The following is a 15,777-nucleotide window of genomic DNA, read 5'->3' on the forward strand; positions in this document are numbered from 1 at the left end:
GGACTCTCTAACCCTGGAACAGGCAATCATGGCCGGCCTTAAAAACAACTTTGATATCCTGCTTACCCGCAATGATTCAGCCTCCTATGCCCTGGACAATTCCTATTCCTGGGCAGCCTTCCTGCCACAGCTCAATGCAACAGCAGGTACCACCTGGAATACCAATAACCAACAATTAAAATTTGCGAAACGATCAGGTGGTGGCGATAGCAGCGTAAACAGGGATGCGGTGAAAACGCATAATATGAATTATGCTTTAAACCTTAACTGGACGTTGTTTGATGGGCTTAAAATGTTTGCCACCCGTACTAAACTGGAAGAACTGGAAAAGCTGGGCGAACTGGGCGTGAAGACACAAATAATAAATTCGGTAGCTGCCATTGTTAATGGCTACTATATCATTGTTCGTCAGAAACAACAATTAAAAGCTATTGAAGAACAGATATCCATTAATGAGGAAAGAGTAAAGCTGGCCGATAAGAAATTGTCGGTAGGCTTGGGCAGCAAACCAGAGTTATTACAGGCCAGGGTTGATCTCAATGCTCAGAAAGCAGCACAACTGCAACAACTCACCCTGATTGCCCAATTGCGCGACCGGCTCAACCAACTGATCGGCTTTCGTATAGGCGCTACCTACAATGTGAGCGACAGTATTCCCTTGAATACCTCCCTTCAATTTAGCGACCTGACACAAAACTTTGAAGCATCTAACCCTTCCCTCCTCTTTGCCAAAAGAATATTGATATAGCCCGCATTACAGTAAAAGAACGCAAAGCTGACCTGTTCCCCATCCTGTCATTTAATTCAGCCTACAACTTTACGCAAAATGACAATAGTGTAGCCGTCAATATCAACCAGCCTTTCTTTAATCGAAATAAAGGTTTCAATTATGGTTTTGGCATGAGCATTCCCATCCTGAATGGGTTCAATACCAAAAGGCTCATTAAACAGGCCGAGTTGGAGGTACGTTCTCTACAATTGGTGTACGACAATCAGCGGTCCCTGATCGATGTGGGCCTGGGCAACTCCTTTAAGGATTATGAGTTGCAAAAAAACTCCTCCACCTGGAAGAAGACAATATTGCCCTGGCTAAGGAAAATGTGATGATCGCCCTGGAACGTTTTCGCATGGGAGTATCTACTTTCCTGGAGTTGCGCGAGGCGCAGATCAGCCTTCAGGATGCCTATAACCGGTTGATCGCTGCCCGGTACAATACCAAATTGGCCGAAACGGAGTTGTTAAGGCTCAAGGGCGATCTGGTGAAATAATAGGCTTTCAATAGACGAGTTGTCAATCAAACACCTGCTCCATCCGGGCTGGATATTAGTTCATTTGTACAAGAATCCCCATATTAAATACCATTATCCGGGAGATTCTTTTGAGGTATTACTTGTAAATTTTTCCTTTCTTTGCCGTTCAAATCAATCCTTGCATGAGTCCGCAGGTAGGCATAATAATGGGCAGCGATAGTGATCTGAATATCATGCAGGCAGCTGCCGATATACTTTCTGAACTAGGCATCACTTACGAATTGACGGTGGTATCGGCCCATCGCACCCCTTTGCGGATGGTGGAATATGCTACTACAGCGCAGACCAGGGGCCTGAAAGTGATCATAGCCGGAGCAGGTGGCGCGGCCCATTTGCCTGGTATGGTGGCCTCCCTTACCCCTCTTCCCGTGATTGGCGTTCCCGTAAAATCTTCCAATTCTATCGACGGCTGGGACTCCATATTATCTATCCTTCAAATGCCCAATGGTATACCCGTAGCTACGGTAGCCCTGAATGCAGCTAAAAATGCCGGCATCCTGGCGGCCTCCATAATTGGCGCCTTTGATGCCGGAATTGGCACAAAAGTAGCCACCTATAAAAAGAACCTGGAAGCCGAGGTGTTGAAGAAAGCAGAAAAACTGAAAAAGAAGGCTGGCAAAACCAGTTCGACCAATAACCTGTTGCACTTATATTGATAAACCGCAACAGTAGCTTGTGCAGGTAGTATAAATACATTATATGAAATTGACGCTGACAGACTTTAAAGAACTAACTTCTTTTCCTTCTGGATCGGGTATTGAGTACCATGATGAAAAAATTTTCCTTGTTGGAGATGATGCCAGGGAAGTGCTGGTAATGAATAAGCGTTGGAAAGAACTGGAACGCATCCCCTTTTTCAATCAGTTGAAGATCGCATACCCAAAAAGATCAAGTCCGACCTGGAAGCTACCACTGTAGTAGTCGTTAACAGCATTCCCCGATTATTGATACTGGGTTCGGGTTCCAAAGCCGAACACCGCAATAAGGCCATCCTGCTCGACCTGGACAGCTACCTGAAGGATGAATTTGACATGGCGGTTTTCTATGACAGGATCAAAGCAGCTGGCATTACCGACCTGAATATTGAATCTGCCGCTACCCTGGTAGAAGATTATATTGTACTGGGCAATCGGGGTACAGGCAAAAATCCAGATAACCACCTCATTTTTACCAAGAATACTTTCTGGAAACACCAGGCAGAAGCCGAAATTGAAATATTACCCATCAAGTTTCCAGGCAAAGACAATAAGTTAAAGCAAGCCGGTATTTCAGGCCTCACCTATTCACCCCTGAATGATTGGCTGGTTTTTACCGCTTCTACTGAATTAACGGATAATCCCGTTGATGATGGCCCCATTGGAGACAGCTACCTGGGCGTTATTGAAAACGCCTCCCGTAAGATTGGGCGTAAAGACATGAAAGTGAATGAAATCATCAATTTGCGCGAAGCCGAGAAATCCATGAAGGGATATAAGATAGAATCAGTTTGCGTTCAAACAGAGAAGAATGAACGCCTGAAACTACAACTCGTTGCCGACAATGATAATGGAGTAAGTTGTGTGTTTAAAGTGAGAATTAAATAAGCGCTCATAGCGCACTCCAATGAAGTATATCTTTTTTTATCGTTCTTTCTTTATTCCTGCAAACAAAATGCCGCTCCTCCTCCAGATTGTGCAAGATTTAAAACAGGCACATTCGTATTGGAAGGAGATGATACTCCTTATAGGATAACCAGGACCAAAGACACGCAGGTTGAAAAAACCTGGAAAACGGCCACAACTATAAGTTCCGTGTAACCTGGAAAGATGATTGCACGTATACCCTCTCGTATTTAGAGAGTACTGACAGTACTCGGCTTGCAACTCCAGATGTAACGATAACCATAGTAAAAACTGAAGGCAATACCTACTTTTACGATAGTTACATAAAAGAGGGCGGGCACACTGCTTCCTCCAAGATGCGGAAATTACAATAAACAGTAGCCCTATTTCTGATGCAGTACCACAAACTCCTGTTCTAAAGCCAGTGAGCTGTTGTATAGGCAATCAATAAAGGCCTTGCCCCATAATGCATAATATGGCAGGAAGTTCTCAATACGTTCCTGCAAACCGCCTACAGGGAATAAGGCAGTTTTAATGGTATTGATCTGTTGCTGCTCATTTTCATATTTCTTTTTCTCTGCACGCAACATCTTCTTTTCCAATTCCTGTATAGGCTTCAAGGTCTTTACCTCCAGCGCTTCAATATGCGGCACCAGCGTTTCATCTATTTGTCCGGCTTTCTCCCGCAATTGCTTATACAATTGTTCTGCCGCCTGCAACTCATTCTCCAGTTTCAGGTGCCCGTTTGAATGCCTTGTTACCAAAGCTGTTAATATTTGCTGTTCGTTCTGAAAGAAGTCGGCTATTGTAAAACCCAATCTACTGATCTTATCCTGCCATTTTTCTTCCACGATCAGGAAGGAATTGCGCAATACCAATACCGGATAAGACACCTTATAATGCTGCATCAGGTCTTTCAACTCCAGCCAGTAGGCTGTTTCGCCTCCACCGCCTACAAATGCGATATTGGGCAATATGGTTTCCTGGTACATTCCCCGCAATATTACATTGGGGCTAAAGCGCTCAGGGTGTTCTTCCAGTTCCTTTTTAAGCGATTCGGCAGTAAACCGGATGTTCTGTCCTACTACTACCCACTCATCACCTTGTTTTTCTATGCGTTCACGAATATTGCCTTCCAGGTAAAACAGGTTAATGGCCCGGGGATTGGCCTGTACCTTATAATGTTCATCCAGCCGTTCAATTGTTTTCTCTACGATGGAAGAAGCCGTTTGATTAAACAGGTCATCTTCAAATACCGGCTGCATAATGCGCTTCAGATCGGCACTATCTGGCAAAAACACCACCAATCCATACCCGGCAAACAAAGCATTGAGTAATTTGAAAGTAGCGGTTTGTATATCGGGGCTATTGAGGTAGGCGTCCTTTAACAATTGAACCAACTCCTTCCCATGTGGCAGTACCGATAGTTCACCTTCAATACGGTGTACGATCGTTTCAAGCCCCTTGGTATTCATCCGGCCTACTGCGCCTGTTTGTTTGGTATCCCAAACCAGCTTATCGCCACTTAGCCAGATATTCCCCAGTTCGTCCAGGTCGGCATCCTCACTCCCTATCCAGAATACCGGTACAAACTGGTATTGGGGTAGCTCTTTCCTGAACTGTTCCGCTAATTTAATGGTATGCAGAATTTTATAGATAAAATACAGGTGGCCAGTGAAAATGGCCGGCTGGTGTGCTGTAGTAATGGTAAATGTATTGTCTTGCTGCAACAGATCAATATTCTTATGTACCGCATCGGAGGTAGGCACATGAGCATATTGCTTTTTGAGGGCAGCCGATAGCAACGAACGGTGTTGAGGTAGTTGCTGCCGGTTATTGATAGCTTCTTTTACGCCTTCTATAGTAGACTCGTATTGGTAGAATGGACGCAAAGAAGGCGATTGCTGCAGGTAATCTGTAACGATTTTTGAAAAATAACCGGTAGCAATATAAGGTAGTTGTGTAGTATTACAGTTCATAAGTGCTTAAACGATCGTAAAAGTACAACTTGCAGGCGGCAAAAACCCACCGGTCATTTTTAACAAAGTCTAAGCGAAAAGGTTCTCCAGCTACTTATATCGTTCTACATTAAAGGCTGAAACATCGATGCTTGTCTTCCTGCCTTCCACGATTTCCTCTACCAGCTTCCCTGTACCAGCAGCCAGGGATAGCCCCAGCATGGCATGACCACCCGCCAGGGTAAGGTTGGCATATTTACTATGCCGGCCAACATAGGGTAGCCCGTCGGGGCTTAATGGCCTCAATCCGCTCCATATTTTGTCTATGGAAGGGAATGTCACCGGGAGGTCGGGATAATAGTTCTTTACCGCTTTAAAGATGGCCTGCGCCCGTTTGGGCAGCGTAGGTGAGTTCAATCCGCTGATCTCCATGGTACCTCCCATCCGCAGGTCCCCTCCCAAGGGCGTCATCGCCACCCGGTCATCCACCAGGATAGCGGGATAACGCAGGTTGCGTTCTACTTTTTCATAAGTAATGCTATACCCTTTACCCGCTTGCAACAAAAGATCAATACCCAGTTGTTCTGTAACTACGGGTAGCCAGGAGCCATTGGCCAATACCAGCTCTTCACATTCAAATTTGCCCTTATCGGTGATCACTCCCGTTACACGGGTGCTATTCTTTTCAAATCCCGTAACAGTCGTATTCAATTGAAGGTTTACCCCTGCTTGCTGCAGATGCTTTTTAGCGTGATCATAAAATCACCAGGGTGCATATGACAATCCATGGGATACAATATTCCTCCGCGTACATTCACTTCCACATCAGGCTCCATGGCCTGTATTTCTTGTGCGGAGAATATTTTGGTATCAATATTAAAATGAGCAGCCTCTTCGGCTAGTTCTATTTCATGCTTTTCGGTACTGGCATTTTTGTACAACATAAAACACCCCACTTCCTGCATCCGGAAATGATTGCCCAGTTGTTCTTTCATGCCTACTGTCAATTCCCGGCTTAGCTGCAGGAAATTATTCAAATGGGGAGCGCTGTGCTCCACATTGGCCCCATTGGCTTTTTTATAAAAATTGAAACACCAGCGAACCAGGTCCCAGTTTAAACGGGGTTTAATATAAAAGGGGCTATCCGAGCGCAGCATCCATCGCAATCCCTGAGCTACAATACCTGAGTAGCCAAAGGAATAAAGTGACTGGGCGATACATAGCCGGCATTCCCAAAAGAGGTACCATCCGTAATATCTCCCTTTTCAATAACCGTCACCTGGTGGCCCGACTGCTGTAAATAATAGGCACAGCACAATCCAATAACTCCACCACCTACAATAGTAACTTGCTTGCTCATAGTAATAACAGAGACCCTTTATGGTTATTAAATAGAAAAGCCGTCCGGGTTTCGCCATGAAGGTCACCCGGACGGCTTTCCGGTACTTATTTTGTTGAAAACTTATAGATCGTTGTTTGTGTATAGGTTTCTCCCGGCTTCAGGATCGCATTCGGAAAAGAAGGCTGATTGGGTGAATCGGGGAAATGTTAGTTTCCAGGCAAAGCCCTGCATGCTTCACATAGGTTTTGCCGCCCTTTGTATTTTTCAAAGAACCATCCAGGAAATTACCGGAATAGAATTGTACCCCGGGCTCGGTAGTAAACACTTCCATATACCGGCCACTGGCAGGATGGTACAAGGCACCGATAAGCTCTAAACCAGCCCCTTTGCTCAATACCCAATTGTGGTCAAATCCGCCAGGTACTATACCTATATCGTTACCAATTTTCTTAGAGGTTGTGAAATCCATGGGTGTACCCTTTACGTCTGGCAATTGCCCCGTAGGGATCAGTTTATCATTCACGGCAGTATATTTATCCGCTTTCAGCATCAACTCATGATCCAGGATGGTGGAATCAGTTCCGGCACTCAGGTTAAAATAGGCATGATTGGTAAGGTTCAGCGGTGTAGCCTTATCTGTGGTAGCTTTGTATTCAATTTTCAATTCATTATTACCAGTCAAAGTGTACACAACTTCGGTGTGGAGATTACCGGGATAGCCTTCTTCTCCGTCCTTACTGTCATAGGTTAATTTCAGGCTGCTGTCGCTCAGGGGCGCTCCCGTCCAAACCACTTTATCAAACCCCTTCAATCCGCCATGCAATGAATTACCATTGTTATTTGGGGCTAAAGTATAAGTTTTACTATCCAGGTTAAACTTTCCATTGGCAATACGGTTGCCATAACGACCAATCAGGGAGCCAAAATAGGGGTTGCCCTTTTGCTGATAACCGCTTAAAGAGTCATATCCCAATACAATATCACCGGCGATACCATTTTTATCGGGTGTGGTGAGGTGCGTAATAGTACCTCCATAGGTCAGGATCTTTACGCTAACACCATTACCGTTGGTGAGCGTGTATTCAGTAACCTCTTTTCCGTCAGTCGTTCCAAAGGGTGCTTGTGTAAGGCTCATTTTTACAGATGTTGATGATGATTCTGTTTGCTTGTCTGTTTGGGTGCTCGTACTGTCATTGCAACTTACCATGGCAGCAGCCATACCGATGCAAAATAAGGAATGTGTAACCAATCGTTTTGATTTCATATTACTGGTTTATAATTGAAACATTTTGCCAAACCCAATTCAGTCCCCTTTACAGGAAGTTCAACACATCAATCGCTATTACACCCTTAGGTCACCGATTCACGATTGCGATCACAACACCTGGAATCCATACGCATACGGATCATCTTCCGGGTCGATCGAAATACTATTATACCCGTAGATCTTTGCCCATCCCTCAATACTTGGCCTGATGGCCGATATGCCCATTCCAAAAGCATTGAATATCTCTTCTTCTATACGGCCGATAAATGTAGAACCAATAATGCTTTCATGTACAAATTCATCCCCTTTTTTTAGCAGTCCCTTCGCATACCACTGGGCCATCCTGGCCGAGGTACCCGTACCACAGGGCGACCGGTCGATGGCCTTATCTCCATAAAATACTGCATTCCGGGCAGTAGCTTTTTTGTCCAGTACAGCTCCTGTCCACAGGATATGCGAACAATCATTGATCGTAGGATCTTCCGGATGTACAAAAGTATATTTCTCATTGATGCGCTTGCGCAATTCCCGCGCCCAGGCAATCAGCCTATCGGCGGCATAGTGTTCAAGCCCTTTAAAGTTCTTCTGTACATCCACAATGGCATAAAAATTACCGCCATAGGATACATCAATAACCAACTCACCAAGGTCGGGACACTCAACGGTTAATTCGGTAGATGCAAGATACGCAGGAATATTTGTCAACTTCACACTTTTAACCTTGCTTCCCTCCTGCTTGTATTCGATCATGACCAGGCCGGCCGGCGCCTCCATACGGATAATACCTGGTGTTTTAGGAACCACCAGTCCTTCCTCTACGGCAATGGTAATAGTACCTATGGTACCATGCCCACACATAGGCAGGCAGCCGCTGGTTTCGATGAACAGTACAGCTACATCATTTTGCGGATCATGCGGTGGGTACAAAATACTTCCACTCATCATGTCGTGCCCACGCGGCTCAAACATGAGGCCTTTGCGGATCCAATCGTATTCCTTTAGAAAATGTTGTCGTTTCTCACTCATGTTAGCTCCCGTCAGAGCAGGGCCACCGCCTGCTACCAATCGTACCGGGTTACCACAGGTATGCGCGTCCACACAATGAAATACCGCCCCATGGAGTGGTTTGGATAAAGTGGAAATGGGTTTGGTAATGGGGTTATTCGTCATAAAAAGTCAGATTGTTGATCAGCGGTATCACTTCTTCTAAATGAAGGTGAGTCACCCTGCCGCACTGCTATGCCGGGCAGCAGGGTGGCCCCTTTGTAGCATGTATCCTATTTATAGACTGTTCTTTGTTACTTCATTATTGACCGTTCGCCAGATATTGAGCGGGTTAGCATTTTTCAATTCATCTGGCAGTAAACTGTCGGGCCATCCCTGGAAGGCTACGGGGCGGGCAAAACGTTTAATCCCATCGGCTCCCACCGAAGTGAATCGGGCGTCCGTACTGGCAGGAAAAGGCCCTCCATGGTGCATGCTTAGGCATACTTCCACACCAGTAGGTACATTATTGAGGATAAACCGGCCACAGATGTTTTTAATCGCCTCTACCAGTTCATCATGCTCCCGTATATCCTGGTCGGTTGCCATTAGGGTGGCAGTCAGTTGTCCTTCCAGTTTTTCAGCCACCTGTGTCATCTCCTCCATATTGGCACAACGGATCACCAGCGAATATGGGCCAAATACCTCCTGGTGCAATACGGGGTTGTTCAGGAATGCTTTGCCCGAGGCTGAAGCAATGGCGGGTACTCCCTGGTTAGCTGCCGCCGGTGCAGTTGCTTCTGCAACAGTAGTCACCTCTTGCTGCGATAGCGCAACCGCCTTTTCTCAGCATAAGCCTTGGCAATACCTGGGTGCAGCATAGTGCCGGGCGCTATCTGCTTTATTTCCTGCCCCAGTGCGGTGATAAATTGTTGCAGCGGTTCACCTTCAATACCAATGATCAAACCCGGGTTGGTGCAAAATTGTCCTACGCCCAATGTAATAGAGCCTGCATACATCCTGGCAATGTCGGCAGCCGCCGTTTGCAGTTTGCCAGGCAATAACCATACAGGATTGATACTGCCCATTTCGGCAAATACCGGTATGGGCTCTTTGCGTTGGTTGGCCCAGTCAAATAAGGCTTTACCGCCTCCATAGGAGCCTGTAAAACCAACCGCCTTTGTATAGGGATGTGTAACCAGTGCCTTTCCTACTTCAAAAGAAGCCCCCTGTACATGGGCAAAAACACCTTCGGGTAAATTGAGCTGTTGAACTGCTTGCAGGATAATACCGGCCACGATCTCAGATGTACCCGCATGTGCAGGATGCCCTTTTACAATAACAGGACAACCGGCCGCCAGGGCACAAGCCGTATCGCCTCCAGCCGTAGAATACGCAAAAGGGAAATTACTGGCGCCAAATACAACGACTGGCCCTAAGGGAACCAATAACTTGCGGATATCTGGTTTTGGTGGCGTTCGGTTAGGATTAGCCGTATCAATTCGTGCTTCCAGCCACTCCCCTTTTCACATGCCTCTGCATAACTGTTTAACTGGAATACGGTACGTGCTTTTTCATTCCGCAAACGTGCTTCAGGCAGGTTGGTTTCCTGCATTGCAGTACTGATCAGTTCATCCGGGGCATTGTCTAATCCGGTTGCAATTGCCCGCATAAGGTTAGCACGCTGCTTTATTGGTAATTTACGGTAGGTATGGAAAGCTTTCCAGGCATTTTCCATCACCCCATTGATCTCCGCTATAGTAGCATCTTTAAACATACATAATAACTTTTAGCATGAATAAGCTAAGACAAAGCTTTGCCCGATGTAATTACCCACCAGGATACTCATGAAGATCCAACAATATTCTTATAAGCAGTCAGGATACTGCAAAGCAAGTAGATACTTAAAGGTTCATAGTGGGCATCTTATTAAGGTTGCCCACCATGAACTAAGCTTTAAAGATAATTATTTACTGCGGTAAGATTCATATAATCCGGTAAAACGGGTCTTGTACGGATACCTTCATTAATAATCTCCAATACCTTTTCCCGCTCTTCACCAATAAGCCTGAGGCGTGGCGCTCTTACATATTCAGAACCGATCCCTGCTTGTGTAGCTGCCAGCTTGATGTATTGAACCAGCTTGGGATGAATATCCAGGTCCAGTAATGGCATAAACCAACGGTAAATGGCCGCCGCCTCTTCCAATTGTCCTGCTTTTACCAGGCGGTAAATAGCCACCGTTTCACGGGGAATGCATCCACCAGTCCTGCAACCCAACCATCAGCTCCCATCACCAATTCTTCCATGGCCAGGGGATCCACCCCGCATAAGATCTTGAAGCGTTTACCAAAACGATTGATCATCCGGGTTACATTCGATACATCACGTGTTGACTCTTTCACCGCGCCGATATTCTTACAATCTGCCAGTTCTTCAAACATATCCAGGGTGATCTCAATTTTATAATCAACCGGGTTATTGTAAACAATGATTGGCAGGTCAGTCGACTCGGCTACTGCTTTAAGGTAGGCAACGGTTTCCCGGTGGTCGCTTTTATAGCGCATAGGAGGTAGCAACATCAATCCATGAGCGCCCCATTTAGCAGCCAGGGCCGCCTGTTGAACCGCTTCACGGGTTGAGCCTTCTGCAATATTGATCAGCACGGGTACTTGCCCGGCTGTCTTTTGCAGTGCTGTTTTGACCAATATCTCTTTCTCAGGAGTAGTAAGTACACTGGCTTCGCCCAGTGAACCTCCCAGGATAACGCCATCAACGCCAGCTTCCAGTTGGGCAGCCAGGTTCTTTTCAAAAAGCGGGATATCCAATTCATCATCCGGTGTAAACTGTGTAGTTAGTGCAGGAAAAACACCTTTCCATTCAAAATGCATGGGCTAAAAATTTGAGAACAAAACTACGGAGCCACGGATTGATATATTTTGCGGTATTTAATCAATTTTAGTACAAAATTCTCCAATGATCTACATCCGATATCAAATGACCTCCCCTTCCAGGTCATAATCATACGCTTTGGTGATCTTTACCTGTACAAACTCGCCCGGGGTTAACTTTTTGGAGCTATTAATAATCACCTCATTGTCCACTTCCACACTGTCAAATTCTGTCCGGCCCAGGTAACGGCCCGACTCCTTTTATCAATGAGTACCTTGAAAACCTGCCCTACTTTCTCCTGGTTCTTTTCAAAACTGATCTCCTGCTGCACTTCCATGATCTCCTGGGCCCTTGCCTCCTTTTCTTCCTGTGGAATATCATCGATCAGGTCATGCGCCGATGTACCCTCTTCATGTGAGTAAGTGAAAATACCCACCCTGTCGAACCGGTGTTGACGCAGGAAGTTTTTAACATCCTCCACATCCTGGGTTGTTTCACCCGGGAAGCCAGTAATAAGGGTGGTACGGAGGCAAATACCAGGTACTTTTTCCCGGATGGAAAATATAAGCTCATCCATTTCGGCCTTGGTGATCTGGCGGCGCATGGCTTTCAGCATGGGATCGCTGGCATGCTGCAAAGGCATATCGAGGTAATTACAGATATTGTCCCTTTCGCGCATCACATCCAGTATTTCGAGTGGGAATTTGGAAGGATAAGCATAATGCAACCTGATCCAGTGTAATCCCTTTACATCAGCCAATTTATGCAATAGTTCGGGCAGCATACGCTTCTTATAAATATCCAGGCCGTAGTAAGTAAGCTCCTGCGCTATCAACATAATTTCTTTTACCCCCATCTGCACCAGCCGTTCGGCTTCCTGCACCAGTTGCTCGATGGGTCTGCTCACATGCGTACCACGCATCAAAGGAATGGCGCAGAATGAACAGGTACGGTTGCATCCTTCCGATATCTTCAGGTAGGCATAATGCTGGGGGGTGGCCAGTAGCCGCTCTCCCAATAATTCGGCCTTATAATCAGCTTCAAACTGCTTGAGGAGGAGGGGTAGCTCCATCGTCCCGAAATAGGCGTCCACTTCGGGTATTTCCTGCTCCAGGTTATTTTTATAGCGTTCACTTAAACAACCTGTCACATACACTTTATCCAGTTTGCCTTTCCGCTTCAGATCCACCTGATCCAGGATGGTATTGATGGACTCTTCCTTGGCTTTGTCAATAAAGCCGCAGGTATTCACCACCACAATATTGTGGTCCAAACCTGCATTCTCATGCACCACATTAATATCATTGGCTTTTAGCTGACCACTTAATACCTCGCTATCCACCATATTCTTACTACAGCCCAGTGTAATAATATTGACCTTATCTTTTTAGTGACCTCGTTTTCATAATAATATAAGCCGGCAAAGGTACTGAGGATATGCCGAAAAGTGTAATTAAGTTGAGGTGATAAGGAATACCTAACCAACACCTAACACCCTGATTTTCTATACAATATTCGTTTCTGGTTCATTTACAATCAAATATGTTACTGAATGGTTTACAATCCATTAAACCTCATATCATCAACTGGGCTGTTTTTTGTTAAACATTTGGCACAATATTTATTATATCCAGCTGTAAATGAACTAAACATGAAGAAATTAACCATTATTGCAGTAGCCATGATCTGTTTGCTTACCTTCACGCAAACAGCCTTTTCCCAATCAACCGGTAGTACCTACAGAACAGCCCTTGGCGCCAAAATGTATTTTGGTGATGGCAGTACGGGAGGGATCAACATTAAACATTTTCTCAGTAACAAAGGCGCCCTGGATGCATCCCTCTTATTTGAAAGAGGTTTCCTGGGTCTGGAAGGGTTATATGAGTGGCATGATAATATCGACGGAGCCCAAGGACTAAAATGGTATGTCGGTGGTGGAGGATTGATCTTTTTCCCAACCAGGGATAAATATGGTGATGATGTGGTATTTGCTCTCCGAGGCACACTGGGTCTTGATTACAAATTCACCGGCGCACCCATCAATGTTTCCTTCGACCTGAATCCTGTATTCAACCTGGCGCCTTCCACCGATTTTGATTTCTGGGCAGGCCTGGCCTTCCGGTTTACTTTCTAAGCAATTAATTCTTTCCTCTGGAAGTAATGATAAAGTAAAAGGGCGGGGCACCTTTCTAAGGTAACTCACCCTTTTCTTATGTATTATAGCTAATTCCTTTATTTATTCTCCAAACTAAACAGGCTATCAACAAACTCATGTTTATCAAATACCAGCAGGTCTTCCATCTTTTCACCCATACCAATAAACTTTACCGGTATCTTAAATTGGTTGGCAATGGCCAGTACTACACCACCCTTGGCAGTACCATCCAGCTTGGTAATAGCCAGTGCTGTTACATCAGTAGCAGCTGTGAACTGCCGGGCCTGTTCCAGGGCATTCTGCCCGGTTGATCCATCCAGCACCAGCAATACTTCATGCGGCGCCTCCGGTATATGCTTTTGTATTACCCGTTTGATCTTGCTCAGCTCGTCCATCAGGTGGGCTTTATTGTGCAAGCGGCCAGCCGTATCAATAATTACCACATCGACACCTTTCGACACACCACTTTGTACCGTATCAAAAGCAACAGATGCAGGATCGGCTCCCATTCCTTGCTTTACGATGGGCACCCCTACCCTTTCACTCCAAATCGTGAGCTGATCTACCGCTGCAGCCCGGAAGGTATCAGCGGCGCCCAGTAATACCGATTTTCCTGCCTTCTTGAAATTATAGGCCAATTTACCAATGGTAGTGGTTTTACCTACTCCATTCACGCCTACGACCAGGATCACATAGGGCTTGGCCGGTAAGGTGGAGGAAAATGTATAAGCCGACGATTCCGGAGCCTCTACCAGGATATTTTCCATTTCCTGCTGTAGAATACCATTCAGTTCACTGGTGTTTAGGTATTTGTCCTTCGCCACCCGCTTTTCTATCCGTTCGATGATCTGTACCGTGGTTTCAATACCTACATCGGCACTCACCAGCGCTTCTTCCAGGTTATCCAACACTTCATCGTCTACAGAGCTTTTGCCGGCAATTGCCTTGGTAAGTTTCGATAAAAAACCGGTCTTGGTTTTCTCCAACCCCTGATCAAGGGTTTCTTTCTCTTTCTTGCCGAATAATTTATTGAACAGGCCCATGGTACTGTATAGGTTTAATGAATACAAAAAGCTGTTCTGGGTACAGAACAGCTTTTAATATTGTACTTACAATCCAACTTACTTTTGAGCTAAGTATTCTTTTACCTTATCCTTATGCACAATAGCTTCCTTAAAAGTATATGCACCAGATTTAGGGCTGCGTACCGCACGGATCACTTTGGTCCAGTTCTTTGCTTCAGCAGCAAGTTTAGGGTCCTTCTTGATCGCGGTTTTAGCTGACTTTGCCATGATTCTTTAATTTGAAAATATGTTAATTTGAAAATCTGAAAATGACGGGCTTGCAGTATTCACGGATAGCATGCGCACAACCGTACATTTTGCAAATTCGCTCACTTATTTAATTTCCTTGTGAACGGTCACCTTCTTCAGGATCGCGTTGAACTTCTTCAATTCCAGACGCTCTGGATTGTTCTTTTTGTTCTTGGTTGTGATGTAGCGGCTGGTACCGGGCTTACCGCTGGTTTTGTGCTCTGTGCACTCCAGGATCACCTGTACTCTGCTTCCTTTCTTTGCCATTTTTATAGACTTTTACGTTAAGTTAGATTTTTACGCCTTTGGCTCTCAACTCTTTTACCACGCTGCTCAGACCATTCTTGTTGATGGTACGGATACCTTCAGTAGACAGTTTCAGGGTAATCCATTTGTCTTCTTCAGCGAAAAAGAAACGTTTGGTCTGCAGGTTAGGCAGAAAACGGCGCTTTGATTTGATATTTGAGTGCGAAACGCGGTGCCCAGACACTGGAACTTTACCTGTTACCTGACATACTCTTGCCATGACTTCAAAAATTTAGGACGGCAAAGGTAGCGATTAGCGATGAATTATGAAAAAGAAAATGAAGGTTTTTACAATAAAGGTTGTCCACAGTGTGAATTTCAGCAAAAATTATCAAAATCACGGACTTAGATGTCCGGATTTACTTTTGAGGATCAAAACCAGGGAGATCACCGAGGCAATGATGGCTATTAATTGCGCCAGGGAAGTAAAATAAATTGCTTTTGATAGGTCCGCCTTCAGATTAGCTAGCTCTTCTTTGGTGGCGAATTTAGTATCCAAACGAGCAAACTCCTGGCGCATATTTTCCCGCATATGCCCAAATTCAAGATCCATGCGATCCCCTAAAAGCTTTATGTCCTTCTGCACCATTTGTTCTGTATGTTTATGTTTATCAGCTTGTTCGTTTTTGTAACTTCTTGAATCACTTCC

21 protein-coding genes and 2 pseudogenes are annotated in these 15,777 nt (G+C 45.3%); 6 read left to right on the forward strand and 17 right to left on the reverse strand.

Going from position 1 to position 15,777, the window contains the following annotated elements:
- Positions 1 to 28: 28 nt before the first annotated feature.
- The 5 genes and pseudogenes from RS881_RS38365 to RS881_RS38380 all read left to right on the forward strand — a co-directional run bounded on the left by RS881_RS38365 (position 29) and on the right by RS881_RS38380 (position 2,893).
- Complete coding sequence (locus tag RS881_RS38365; protein WP_315815599.1) at positions 29 to 748, forward strand: TolC family protein; 720 nt, start codon at positions 29 to 31, stop codon at positions 746 to 748.
- Between the two features lie 152 nt (positions 749 to 900).
- The gene (locus RS881_RS62390; RefSeq protein WP_484557601.1) at positions 901 to 1,104 is read left to right on the forward strand and encodes a hypothetical protein; all 204 of its coding nucleotides are present in this window, start codon (positions 901 to 903) and stop codon (positions 1,102 to 1,104) included.
- The gene (locus RS881_RS62395; protein ID WP_484557602.1) at positions 1,104 to 1,268 is read left to right on the forward strand and encodes a hypothetical protein; all 165 of its coding nucleotides are present in this window, start codon (positions 1,104 to 1,106) and stop codon (positions 1,266 to 1,268) included. The genes RS881_RS62390 and RS881_RS62395 overlap by 1 nt, the downstream gene beginning before the upstream one ends.
- A 164-nt stretch (positions 1,269 to 1,432) precedes the next feature.
- The gene (gene purE, locus RS881_RS38375; RefSeq protein WP_315815600.1) at positions 1,433 to 1,966 is read left to right on the forward strand and encodes a 5-(carboxyamino)imidazole ribonucleotide mutase; all 534 of its coding nucleotides are present in this window, start codon (positions 1,433 to 1,435) and stop codon (positions 1,964 to 1,966) included.
- 43 nt (positions 1,967 to 2,009) lie between these two features.
- Positions 2,010 to 2,893, forward strand: a pseudogene (locus RS881_RS38380) (DUF6929 family protein).
- Positions 2,894 to 3,294: 401 nt separating this feature from the next.
- Here the strand turns inward: RS881_RS38380 and bshC are convergent.
- The 12 genes and pseudogenes from bshC to rimO form a co-directional block, all read right to left on the reverse strand.
- A complete protein-coding gene (gene bshC / locus RS881_RS38385; RefSeq protein ID WP_315815602.1) occupies positions 3,295 to 4,890 on the reverse strand; it encodes a bacillithiol biosynthesis cysteine-adding enzyme BshC in 1,596 nt (531 codons plus the stop codon).
- 90 nt (positions 4,891 to 4,980) lie between these two features.
- Positions 4,981 to 6,026: pseudogene (locus RS881_RS60485) on the reverse strand (NAD(P)/FAD-dependent oxidoreductase).
- Between the two features lie 17 nt (positions 6,027 to 6,043).
- The gene (locus RS881_RS38400) at positions 6,044 to 6,229 is read right to left on the reverse strand and encodes an NAD(P)/FAD-dependent oxidoreductase (RefSeq protein WP_315815605.1); all 186 of its coding nucleotides are present in this window, start codon (positions 6,227 to 6,229) and stop codon (positions 6,044 to 6,046) included.
- Positions 6,230 to 6,368: 139 nt separating this feature from the next.
- The gene (locus RS881_RS38405) at positions 6,369 to 7,475 is read right to left on the reverse strand and encodes an aldose epimerase family protein (protein ID WP_315815606.1); all 1,107 of its coding nucleotides are present in this window, start codon (positions 7,473 to 7,475) and stop codon (positions 6,369 to 6,371) included.
- Between the two features lie 111 nt (positions 7,476 to 7,586).
- Entirely contained in the window at positions 7,587 to 8,648 is a 1,062-nt protein-coding gene (locus RS881_RS38410; protein WP_315815607.1) for a 4-hydroxyproline epimerase, read from the reverse strand.
- Positions 8,649 to 8,759: 111 nt separating this feature from the next.
- Positions 8,760 to 9,278, reverse strand: coding sequence for an aldehyde dehydrogenase family protein (locus tag RS881_RS38415; RefSeq protein WP_315815608.1), 519 nt, complete (start codon positions 9,276 to 9,278; stop codon positions 8,760 to 8,762).
- Complete coding sequence (locus RS881_RS38420) at positions 9,275 to 9,910, reverse strand: aldehyde dehydrogenase family protein (RefSeq protein WP_315815609.1); 636 nt, start codon at positions 9,908 to 9,910, stop codon at positions 9,275 to 9,277. The genes RS881_RS38415 and RS881_RS38420 overlap by 4 nt, the downstream gene beginning before the upstream one ends.
- Positions 9,898 to 10,239: an aldehyde dehydrogenase family protein gene (locus tag RS881_RS38425; protein ID WP_315815610.1), complete on the reverse strand. Its 342-nt coding sequence runs from the start codon at positions 10,237 to 10,239 to the stop codon at positions 9,898 to 9,900. The genes RS881_RS38420 and RS881_RS38425 overlap by 13 nt, the downstream gene beginning before the upstream one ends.
- A gap of 179 nt (positions 10,240 to 10,418) precedes the next feature.
- Complete coding sequence (locus RS881_RS38430) at positions 10,419 to 10,703, reverse strand: dihydrodipicolinate synthase family protein (RefSeq protein ID WP_315815611.1); 285 nt, start codon at positions 10,701 to 10,703, stop codon at positions 10,419 to 10,421.
- Positions 10,682 to 11,353 carry a dihydrodipicolinate synthase family protein gene (locus RS881_RS38435; protein WP_315815612.1) on the reverse strand — a complete coding sequence of 224 codons (672 nt, stop codon included), beginning with the start codon at positions 11,351 to 11,353 and terminating at the stop codon, positions 10,682 to 10,684. Before RS881_RS38435 ends, RS881_RS38430 begins: the two co-directional genes overlap by 22 nt.
- 102 nt (positions 11,354 to 11,455) lie before the next feature.
- Positions 11,456 to 11,566, reverse strand: a complete 111-nt coding sequence (locus tag RS881_RS38440; protein ID WP_315815613.1) for a TRAM domain-containing protein — start codon at positions 11,564 to 11,566, stop codon at positions 11,456 to 11,458.
- Complete coding sequence (rimO, locus tag RS881_RS38445; protein ID WP_315815614.1) at positions 11,551 to 12,699, reverse strand: 30S ribosomal protein S12 methylthiotransferase RimO; 1,149 nt, start codon at positions 12,697 to 12,699, stop codon at positions 11,551 to 11,553. Before rimO ends, RS881_RS38440 begins: the two co-directional genes overlap by 16 nt.
- Positions 12,700 to 13,005: 306 nt before the next feature.
- Here rimO and RS881_RS38450 point away from each other — a divergent pair, with 306 nt between their 5' ends.
- Entirely contained in the window at positions 13,006 to 13,488 is a 483-nt protein-coding gene (locus RS881_RS38450) for a hypothetical protein (RefSeq protein WP_315815615.1), read from the forward strand.
- Positions 13,489 to 13,586: 98 nt separating this feature from the next.
- On the opposite strand, the gene ftsY is transcribed toward RS881_RS38450, so the two are convergent.
- The 5 genes from ftsY to RS881_RS38475 all read right to left on the reverse strand — a co-directional run bounded on the left by ftsY (position 13,587) and on the right by RS881_RS38475 (position 15,717).
- Positions 13,587 to 14,552 (reverse strand): signal recognition particle-docking protein FtsY, encoded by a 966-nt coding sequence (ftsY, locus tag RS881_RS38455; RefSeq protein WP_315815616.1) that lies wholly within the window; start codon positions 14,550 to 14,552, stop codon positions 13,587 to 13,589.
- 78 nt (positions 14,553 to 14,630) lie between these two features.
- Positions 14,631 to 14,801 (reverse strand): DUF4295 family protein, encoded by a 171-nt coding sequence (locus RS881_RS38460; RefSeq protein ID WP_167291903.1) that lies wholly within the window; start codon positions 14,799 to 14,801, stop codon positions 14,631 to 14,633.
- Positions 14,802 to 14,906: 105 nt separating this feature from the next.
- Positions 14,907 to 15,089 carry a 50S ribosomal protein L33 gene (gene rpmG, locus RS881_RS38465; RefSeq protein WP_315815617.1) on the reverse strand — a complete coding sequence of 61 codons (183 nt, stop codon included), beginning with the start codon at positions 15,087 to 15,089 and terminating at the stop codon, positions 14,907 to 14,909.
- Positions 15,090 to 15,111: 22 nt separating this feature from the next.
- Positions 15,112 to 15,348, reverse strand: coding sequence for a 50S ribosomal protein L28 (gene rpmB, locus RS881_RS38470; protein WP_315815618.1), 237 nt, complete (start codon positions 15,346 to 15,348; stop codon positions 15,112 to 15,114).
- Between the two features lie 117 nt (positions 15,349 to 15,465).
- Positions 15,466 to 15,717 (reverse strand): hypothetical protein, encoded by a 252-nt coding sequence (locus RS881_RS38475; protein ID WP_315815619.1) that lies wholly within the window; start codon positions 15,715 to 15,717, stop codon positions 15,466 to 15,468.
- Positions 15,718 to 15,777 lie beyond the last annotated feature (60 nt).

The organism is Paraflavitalea speifideaquila, from assembly GCF_032395985.1.
GTDB classification, from domain to species: domain Bacteria; phylum Bacteroidota; class Bacteroidia; order Chitinophagales; family Chitinophagaceae; genus Paraflavitalea; species Paraflavitalea speifideaquila.